Source organism: Granulicatella sp. HMSC31F03 (assembly GCF_001807725.1).
GTDB classification, from domain to species: domain Bacteria; phylum Bacillota; class Bacilli; order Lactobacillales; family Aerococcaceae; genus Granulicatella; species Granulicatella adiacens.
The window spans coordinates 1-8,829 of sequence record NZ_KV790864.1 but is presented as its reverse complement, the minus strand read 5'-3'; the positions used below and the strand labels follow the sequence as shown (position 1 = coordinate 8,829).

Annotated in this window: 8 protein-coding genes and 1 tRNA gene; all 9 read left to right on the top strand. The window is 38.7% G+C overall.

Annotated features, from left to right (window positions below; genetic code table 11):
• Positions 1–50 precede the first annotated feature (50 nt).
• The 9 genes from HMPREF3106_RS06380 to HMPREF3106_RS06340 all read left to right on the top strand — a co-directional run bounded on the left by HMPREF3106_RS06380 (position 51) and on the right by HMPREF3106_RS06340 (position 8,472).
• Positions 51–123, top strand: a tRNA-Thr gene (locus tag HMPREF3106_RS06380).
• A gap of 152 nt (positions 124–275) precedes the next feature.
• Positions 276–1,511, top strand: coding sequence for an LPXTG cell wall anchor domain-containing protein (locus HMPREF3106_RS06375; protein WP_070445141.1), 1,236 nt, complete (start codon positions 276–278; stop codon positions 1,509–1,511).
• A 128-nt stretch (positions 1,512–1,639) separates the two neighbouring features.
• On the top strand, positions 1,640–2,374 hold the full coding sequence (locus HMPREF3106_RS06370) for a metallophosphoesterase (protein ID WP_070445138.1): 735 nt from the start codon (positions 1,640–1,642) through the stop codon (positions 2,372–2,374).
• A 9-nt stretch (positions 2,375–2,383) separates the two neighbouring features.
• A complete protein-coding gene (locus HMPREF3106_RS06365) occupies positions 2,384–3,034 on the top strand; it encodes a CPBP family intramembrane glutamic endopeptidase (protein ID WP_005606590.1) in 651 nt (216 codons plus the stop codon).
• A 17-nt stretch (positions 3,035–3,051) separates the two neighbouring features.
• Positions 3,052–4,182 carry a sensor histidine kinase gene (locus HMPREF3106_RS06360; protein ID WP_070445134.1) on the top strand — a complete coding sequence of 377 codons (1,131 nt, stop codon included), beginning with the start codon at positions 3,052–3,054 and terminating at the stop codon, positions 4,180–4,182.
• 14 nt (positions 4,183–4,196) lie between these two features.
• Positions 4,197–4,847: a response regulator transcription factor gene (locus HMPREF3106_RS06355; RefSeq protein ID WP_070445132.1), complete on the top strand. Its 651-nt coding sequence runs from the start codon at positions 4,197–4,199 to the stop codon at positions 4,845–4,847.
• A gap of 424 nt (positions 4,848–5,271) precedes the next feature.
• The gene (locus tag HMPREF3106_RS06350) at positions 5,272–6,204 is read left to right on the top strand and encodes an ABC transporter ATP-binding protein (RefSeq protein WP_070445129.1); all 933 of its coding nucleotides are present in this window, start codon (positions 5,272–5,274) and stop codon (positions 6,202–6,204) included.
• 10 nt (positions 6,205–6,214) lie between these two features.
• Positions 6,215–7,369: an ABC transporter permease gene (locus tag HMPREF3106_RS06345; protein ID WP_070445126.1), complete on the top strand. Its 1,155-nt coding sequence runs from the start codon at positions 6,215–6,217 to the stop codon at positions 7,367–7,369.
• Positions 7,366–8,472: an ABC transporter permease gene (locus HMPREF3106_RS06340; protein WP_005606584.1), complete on the top strand. Its 1,107-nt coding sequence runs from the start codon at positions 7,366–7,368 to the stop codon at positions 8,470–8,472. Before HMPREF3106_RS06345 ends, HMPREF3106_RS06340 begins: the two co-directional genes overlap by 4 nt.
• Positions 8,473–8,829: the final 357 nt, after the last annotated feature.

Sequence of the window (8,829 nt, the reverse complement as noted above, 5' to 3'; positions counted from 1 at the left end):
GTCGTAGGTTCGAGTCCTACTGGCGGAGTTCTTTTTTTTTACCCAAAAATGCTGCTTTAGCTCAGTCGGTAGAGCGTCACCTTGGTAAGGTGGAGGTCGCCGGTTCAATCCCGGCAAGTAGCTTAGAAAAATAGATCAAGCGACTATAGAGGCAAGAAATGAAAATTCATTTCTTGCCTCTTTTCATATAAAATTCACAATTCAATTATATAAAAAATGTAATAATCAATTAAAATTATGAATATAATCTTAATAAAAAATATAAGGAGATATTTATGAAAAAGATTTTATATTCTATCGTAGCATTATTAAGTTTAGTAGTGCTCGTCTTTTCTGCAAAAGTAAATGCAGTTGAGGTTCAAAAGGAAGGGACTACTTTAAAAGTAACGAATCCCAAAGTGACCGTAACGGGAGATGCTTCAGATATTTATGGACGATGGGGATTAACATTCCAAGTTGATTTTCCAGATGAGGTAACGATCAACGAAAATGATACATTACAATTCAATTTAAAAGAACCCATTCGTCTGCAATCGGATTATTCATTTCCAGTTTATAATAAGGCCAATCAAGTCGTAGCCAATGCAAAGGTGAATGCGGCTGAAGGAACTGTAACAGTGACGTTTAGTTCATATTTTGAAGAGAACTATTTGAAAAAAAACATGGAACTTTCTGTTGAGGTATTCTGGGCTTCAGATGACCGACTTGCGGATACGACTCAAGAATTGGATTTCAATGGAACAGTGATTACTCAAAAAATTAAGCCTTTACCAATGCCAGGACCAAATGAAATGGCGGCTAAATGGGGAGCTCAACAAGCGGATAATGCTGAACAAGTTCACTGGTGGGCTCGTTTGAACTATGCTAGAAAGACTTTATCGAATATTGAAATTAAGGACGTATGGGATGCAAATCAAACTTATGTACCTGGTTCATTACGTGTAGAGTTAGTAGAATCGACTTATCCTTGGAAATCAGCTGGATTTCTTTCAGAAAGTGATTATGAAATCACTCCTACTGGAATTACTGTTAAAATCAATTCTACGGATAAAATTATCTTTATAGACTATAAAGTTCAATTAGCCAATCCAAGTAAAAATCCTCAGAATCGCATTACGATTACAGCTGAGGAGTTAGACGATGCGATTTCTACTGATGTGACGTATAAAATGTTAACAGGGATTGGGCTTGCTGATGGTGAAAAGCCAGTAACTACAACTGCTACTACTACGACGACCACCACTACAAGTACAACAGAAACGACTACCACTGCTACAACAACGACAGAGTCAACTACAACGGAAGTGACTACTGTGACAACGACTACGGAAGAACCAACGACTGAAGGTACAACAACAACAACCGTTACACCACAAACAACGACAACAGAGGAACCAAAACGTCCAGAGTTACCAAATACTGGAACATTGGAGAATCCTTTTATCCTTGTTTTAGGTGCACTAGCAGCGATTGTAGGTAGTTTCTTAGTCTTTCGTAAACAAGAAGCATAATCATGTCTTTTAAAGACTGAAGATCGGGCGATGGTTCGATCTTCTTTTTGTTTTAAAAGAAGCTTCTTTCATATTCAGGGGGTTATTTGCTATAATGAACAGTATGATAGTTATTTGAGGTGGAATAGATGAAGAAAAAATATTTTATTATTGGTGACATTCACGGTGAAGCAGACATGATGGAAGAGATGCTTCAAAACTGGGACGAAACTACTCAGCAACTTGTCTTCATGGGAGACTTGATTGACCGTGGTCCCGACAATAAACGAAGTGTCCTTACAGGGATGAAATATGCCAAAGAAAAAAATGCATGGTATATGATGGGAAACCATGAAGTCATGTTCCTTGCGTTTATCGACGATCCTGAAGGACGTTTTCCACATTACTTAAGAAATAACGGAGATACAACGATCAATGACTTACTCGGACGCCCGCAAGGTACTCCAGTAAATCCTGTGGAAGATGCTGAAGCGATTAAAGCGCAATATCCAGAACTGATTGCCTTTTTAAGAGAGCGTCCACTCTATATCGATGAAGGAGATTTACTCTTAGCACATGCCGGCGTAGATTTACGTTTGGACGACTGGCACGACACAGAGCCAAAAGACTTCTACTGGATTCGCGAACCGTTCCATACAGGGGTTAATAACACTGGCAAAACGATTATCTTCGGGCACACACCTTTACGTGGCTTAAACGAAGATGGCGACTTTATGAAATTATGGCAACATGACGGAAAAATCGGAATCGATGGCGGAGCTGTTTTTGGCGGCGCGCTTCATGGAATCGTCTGGTCGGATGGACAAATTGAAAAAATTTACAGTATTAAAAATACAAAACCGGTACGTTTTACCGATGACTAGAGGTGAATCATGAAAAAGAATGCAGTTTTACTATGGATTGTTTATTTTCTGAATTTAATTATTTTCCCAAGTTTCTTTATTGTAGAAGTATCTTCAGGAAAATATGCGGTAGATACCCAAATGTATGTCGTATTACAAGTCGTGTCGATGGTCATTGGAATTTGGCTCTACAGAACCAAAATAGCGCAAGCGGCAAAAGAGTTTGTTAAACGACCTTTTATACGTGATTTAGCGATAGGATATGTTCTTCGAATTGTACTCGCCATCATTGTGTCGAATTTATTAGGGGAATTTACTTCAGATAATCAGGCGCAAATTGAATCCATGATGTCGAAATCCAATCTTGTGATGATGTTTGTATTGCTTTGCGTGGTGGCACCTATTTTGGAAGAATTAGTCTTTCGTGAAGCCATCATTGGCTCTTTCAAAAAATCGATGAATGTCCATGTGTTGACCGTCATCTCGGCTGTATTATTCATTCTTTTACATTCGCTTTCTAGTGATGGAAGTGGCATTAATTGGATGTCTGCCTTGCTATACGTTCCTTTAACGATTCCAATCGTAGGAATGTATCGTTACTATGAGAATAATATTGTTGCATCGATTACGATGCACTTTATCAATAATTTTGTCGCATTTTTATTTTTAATGAGTATGTAATTTAGGAGGATGAAATCATGAAAGTCGATCAATGGGTAAGATTCATTATTCGGTATGGTTTCATTCTTTTTTCATTGTTTGAATGGAGCCAATTGCCAGGGATGAGTGCTCATCAAATCGTCTTCTTTACAGCCTTTGTCGCGGTCGTTCAGATTGGTTATTATTGGTTAAAATATCAATGGTATATTTTAGTAGAAGGAATTGCAGTGGCACTTCTTTGTTTTTATTTCCAAACAGTTTTTGCGGGCCTCATCCTACTCCTCTGCTTTGAAATTAGCCTACGCTACTCTTTTAAAAATGCGGTAGTGATGCAGGTGCTTCTGGGGCTAATCATTATCATCCCAGCCATGCAGCAGTTCGATACGCTTAAAGCGATTATGACCGTCTTCTTTATTCTTTTCTTCTTGTATGGAAATTATATTTTAGAAGAAAGAAGAGCATTGCAAGAGGAACTAGATGAAGTGTATCAAAAAATAAGTGAGCAACGGTACGATTTGCAGCAAGCGCAATATAAAATGGGGACAATGAAGGAAATCTTCACACTACAAGAGCGGAATCGGATTTCCCGTGAAATTCATGACTCTGTTGGCCATAGTTTATCGACGATAATTATTCAACTAGGTGCGATTAGTCAATTAGCGAAGATGGAAAATTCTCCGATTCAAGAAATGAGTGAAGGATTACGCGAATTTGCGACGCAAGGACTGCAAGAGGTTCGTAAAATTATCCATGATATGAAACCGGAGCAAATGGATAGGAAGCAATTGGATATTGCACTTGAAGAATTCTTCCATGAAGTTCAAGTGAATTCAGGGATTGAAATACAGTTTAGAAAAAATGATCCAACATTTGCACTTAACAGTGAAGCGGAACTGAGTGTGTTTCGTGGAGTTCAAGAAGCGATTACGAATGCCATGAGACACGGAAACGCAACAAAAATCACTGTACTTTTGATGTATAATCAAGCGCAATTAGTGGTCACGATTAAGGACAATGGACAAGGCGCAACTAGCCAAGAGCTGGTTCCAAAGGGTGGATTAAAATCCCTACAAGAGAGACTTCGACGAGAAGGCGGAATTGTAGAGATGAACTCTTCCAACCAAGGAGTGACCATTCAATTCATTATTCCAAACCCGAATAAGGGGTAGAAACGAGGAACCTAATGACAAAACCAATTCGATTAATTATTGCAGATGATGAGATGCTAATTCGTACTGGATTAAAAATCATGCTCGAAGCTAGTGGGAATGTAGAAGTACTAGCTCTTGCAGAAAACGGGAGAGCAGCTTTTGAAGCTTGTACCATTCACCGACCAGATGTCGTGTTGATGGATATTCGAATGCCCGAAAGTAACGGAATCGAAGGTACAAAGCTGATTAAAGAAGCCTTTCCAGAAGTGAAAGTGTTAATTGTGACGACTTTCCAAGATACTGAATATATTGTCGAAGCTGTTCAAAATGGGGCTTCTGGATATTTGTTAAAAGATAGTAGTCCAGATGCCATTCTTGACGGTATTAAAGTAGCCCTTTCTGGAAAAGTTGTCATGGACACGGTGATTTCTGAAGCGCTCTTAACAAACACCTCTATAGAGAAAGAAGAGAGGTTTGATGCCGAAAAATGGGGCTTAACAACCAGAGAGGTGGAACTGATTGCACAGGTGGCAAAAGGCCTCAGCAATAAGGAAATTGCCCAAACGCTTTTTCTTTCGGAAGGGACAGTAAAAAATAATATTAGTACGATTCTTTCTAAGTTAGAATTACGCGACAGAACGCAATTAGTCATTTTTGCTTACGAGAATAAATTAAAACAATAAACTATTGCTCGGATGGTTAGTTTTTAGTAGCGACAATAGTGTGTGTGGAGTTTAGATACTCTATACCGATTGGGATGAAGAAAAATCGGGTCCTCATACTATTGTGGCTACTTGAAAGCTAGAGAGTCCTGGCGATAGTTTTTTTATACTAGAGGTTCTTCTTTCAGAGAAGATTCTTCTACTCACCAGAAACCCATTCATAAAAGTGACTTTGGTCATGGTAGTTGGTGACGTTGGAAACTACTAGTTATAAGAGAAGCTTGCTATGATAGGGGTACAGTAACAAAGGAGTTTACGATTGATGAGAGAAGAAAGAAGAACAGAGAAAGATCTACGAGAAGAAAAGATTGTCGTTGCCAGTTGTTTTCTATTTTGTTTGTTATTAAGTATGTCATTTCTATTTATTTTTTAAAGAGGTGTAAACATGATTGAGATTAAAGATGTTACAAAGTCTTATGGACGCCATAAAGTGTTGCAAAATGTTTCCTTTGAAATTATGAAGGGAGAGCTGTTCGGTCTATTAGGACCTAATGGCGCAGGTAAAAGTACCTTAATTGATATTTTAACAGGCATCCAACCAATGGATAGCGGGGATATTTTGATTAATGGAAAGTCGATTAAAACGGATAAAGTGGAAATCCGAAAACATTTAGGACTCGTACCTCAAGATATTGCCTTGCTAGAAGAATTGAATGCGGTCGATAATTTGGAATACTTTGGCGGTCTTTATGGATTATATGGTGCTGAGTTAAAAGCACAAATTGAAAAGTTACTAGAAGTCGCAGGATTGACGGATAAGAGAAAAGAAAAAGTGAAAAACTATTCTGGTGGGATGAAACGCAGATTGAATATTGCGGTAGCGATGTTACATAATCCTTCGATTCTTATTTTAGATGAACCAACTGTTGGAGTCGATGCGCAGTCACGTCAATATATTTTTGATTACATCCAAGATTTAGCCGCGCAAGGCACAACGATTTTATATACTTCGCATTATATGGAAGAAATTGAAGCCCTTTGTGATCGTGTCTTTATTTTAGATCTTGGAGAAGAAGTGGCTTACGGAACAAAAGAAGAAGTGAAAAAGTTAGTCGGACATACGCAAACAGTGGTACTGACCTTAGACCGCATTCCAAATGGTTTTGAAGAATCTTTAAAAGCCAGTGAGAATGGCGTTCAACATGTCCTGTTGAAAGAGGAAACCCTCGAGCTTACGGTGGACCAAACGATTTTCTCCATGATGAAATTGATTGGTTTTGTGGAACAAGAACAACTCGTAATCAAGTCGCTTAGCATCAAAGAAACGACATTAGAGGAAGCATTCTTGCAATTAACAGGGAAGACACTTCGAGATTAAGGAGGGCATTATGAGATACATTCGCTATATTAAGACCGAAGTAATAGCTTCTTTCAAACAATTTCAAAGCCTTCTGATGATTATTTTAACGCCTTTTTTCTTAACGTTGTTTTTAGCGTTTTCGATGAGAGGAATCTATGCGCAACCAAAATTGAGTGTGGATGTACCGCTATATATTGAAAACAATGATCAAGGAGAGTATGGAGATAAAATTGTTCAACTCTTTCAACAGTTATCTGAAGAAAAGCAAATTTTATTAACGAGTAATCCAGAAGAGGCGAAATTCAGCGCTAGTATTCCAGAAGGCTTTACCAAAGCGATTCAATCAGGCAGTCAGGACAGTCCGATTGTCATTCGTCGATTAGGGCGCTCTTCAAATATTGTTTTTGCAGTCTATAAAGAGTTGTTTTCAACAATCACCACTCAATTGCTAGAAGTGAATCAAGTCGCTAGAAAAATCGATGCGACTCCAGCAGCGACCATCTCCAAGGAACAAGTCGCTACATTACTTGCCAGCTTGCAACAAGAGATTGCTAGTCAAGCCTTTCAAATGGAACAAGTTGAAGCAGAGGCGCAATTAACCAGTGCTCAACATTTTTCAATTACCGGGATCAGTTTACTGTTAATCATGCTAATGGAAGCTTTATGGCGTTCAAAGGTTCAAAAAGAACTAGGAGGCTATCGAAAACGGATGGAAATCTTGCCATATTCCGTTAGCGAGAAAGAGCGCTTAGACTTAGCAACTCATGTCATCTTTAATACGTTCTTGATTCTACTATATATCCTTGCTTGGAAATTAGTGGATGCAACAACGTTTGGAAATAATTGGATGGGACTTCTTTTATTTGCGCTATTTTATAGTCTGTTTACGGGAGTTGTCGCAACGATTGTAGGAACGCTGATTACAGAGAAGAATCATCAAATGATTTCAACACTGGTCAACATGCTCTTGATTTTTAGTTCAGGGATTCTTCCATTAGATAAGATTAGTCCAGTGTTTGGATTCTTATCTGGTAATTTAGTCCAACGATTCATCTATACGCCATTTGTAGACTTAATGAACGGGGCTTCTGTAGGGGACATGATCCCAAGTGCTACTCTAATTCTTTGTATTTTGTCATTTGTCTTTGTCTTAAGAATCAAGAGAAAGGAGGCACAACAATGAAATTCGTTCGAATGATTCTTTTTCACCTGAAGCGTATGTTGAAAAATCCTACATTTCTTTTTATGACGATTGGAATGCCTTCTCTTATGTCAGGACTGATGCTTTTTGTCCAAAATACGAATACAAATAGTGATTCTACTCTTCCTGTGGCTTCCACTGTGGCTTTTGTTTTCGAGGAAGGAAATGAAGAGTATCGTTCATTGATTGCGCCTTATATTAATGAGGAACATGTCTTTTCAGATTTAGAATCTGCTAAAGCAGCCCTAAAAAAGGGTGAGATGACCGTTATTTACCAGGTACCTGCTCATTATTTACAAAACGCAAAATCTGGGAAGGTCCCAACAATTTTAGTGTGGAATACCCAAAGAGGAACGCGTGATTTTCTATTAGATGAACAGTTAATGCAAACTCTTAAAAAAGTAATGCTCGATGCGAAATTACAAGAAGCAGGCGTTCTCAAGCCAGGAGAATCACTTCCTAGCATTTCACAAGAGATGGTCATTGAGGAAAGCGCGGCTCCGAATCCGATTGCTTCGGGTATGGCTGTGATGATGATTTTGTTATACGTTATTTTTAACGCCTCAACGATTTCGTCTGACTGGATTCAATTTAAGAAATCACTAGTGTTAAAACGTTCAGTCGTTTCACCTAGTTCGAATTTGGAGATTGTCTTATCCTTTATTCTTTCTTATTTTGTCTTTATGTTTGGTGCGAATACGCTATTGATGCTCTTCTTCACGTTGATAGGGATGGTTCCACATTTAAACTGGGGTCTGTTCTTAGGAATGTTACTAGCAACAACGATGTTCAGCTTGAGTTTGAATTTATTCTTATTCCGATTGTTTAAAAATCCGCAACTTGCGACGGCAATTGGAGTGCTGATTGTAATTATCATGAGTGCAATGGGAATGCCAGTGGCTACGGGGGCTGTAACGAATTTACTGTGGTTAAATGTGCTTGCTTATTGCAGTCCGATGTATTGGATTGTAAAGGCGATTGATTTTCAATCCATGTTCCCATCCGTATGGGTGCTTCTTGGAATGGCGATGGTGCTTCTTACTGCAGGAAGCTACCGCCTTGAGCAGTATGTGCAAAATAAATAGGACGGACAAAAAACAGGACACTGCAAGCTCCTATGGATATCTTTATAGTAGTGACAATAGCTGCACCGGATTGAGCCTTACGTCTCAATTCCTTTCAAGCTTCAAACTGCCGCTAGGAAATAAATTCCCAAACGGCAGTAATTCACATTGAATGCACACGCTATTGTTCCTACTATAGAATCCATGGAGCTTTTCGTGTCCAGTTTTGTCCTTGTTGTTTACATATCGAGGCGGAGCTTCCTGAGTGAAGTGCCCCTCGAGATAAGAACCTGATGGAACTTGGCGCTCAAATTGAAAGAAAACGAAAAAAGCAAAATGTAACTTTGATATGCTCCCTCTAAAGTAGACACTAAAAAA

Coding starts and splice junctions, on each gene's coding strand:
- HMPREF3106_RS06375 (WP_070445141.1), top strand. CDS start 276: ATGAAAAAGATTTTATATTCTATCGTAGCATTATTAAGTTTAGTAGTG.
- HMPREF3106_RS06370 (WP_070445138.1), top strand. CDS start 1,640: ATGAAGAAAAAATATTTTATTATTGGTGACATTCACGGTGAAGCAGAC.
- HMPREF3106_RS06365 (WP_005606590.1), top strand. CDS start 2,384: ATGAAAAAGAATGCAGTTTTACTATGGATTGTTTATTTTCTGAATTTA.
- HMPREF3106_RS06360 (WP_070445134.1), top strand. CDS start 3,052: ATGAAAGTCGATCAATGGGTAAGATTCATTATTCGGTATGGTTTCATT.
- HMPREF3106_RS06355 (WP_070445132.1), top strand. CDS start 4,197: ATGACAAAACCAATTCGATTAATTATTGCAGATGATGAGATGCTAATT.
- HMPREF3106_RS06350 (WP_070445129.1), top strand. CDS start 5,272: ATGATTGAGATTAAAGATGTTACAAAGTCTTATGGACGCCATAAAGTG.
- HMPREF3106_RS06345 (WP_070445126.1), top strand. CDS start 6,215: ATGAGATACATTCGCTATATTAAGACCGAAGTAATAGCTTCTTTCAAA.
- HMPREF3106_RS06340 (WP_005606584.1), top strand. CDS start 7,366: ATGAAATTCGTTCGAATGATTCTTTTTCACCTGAAGCGTATGTTGAAA.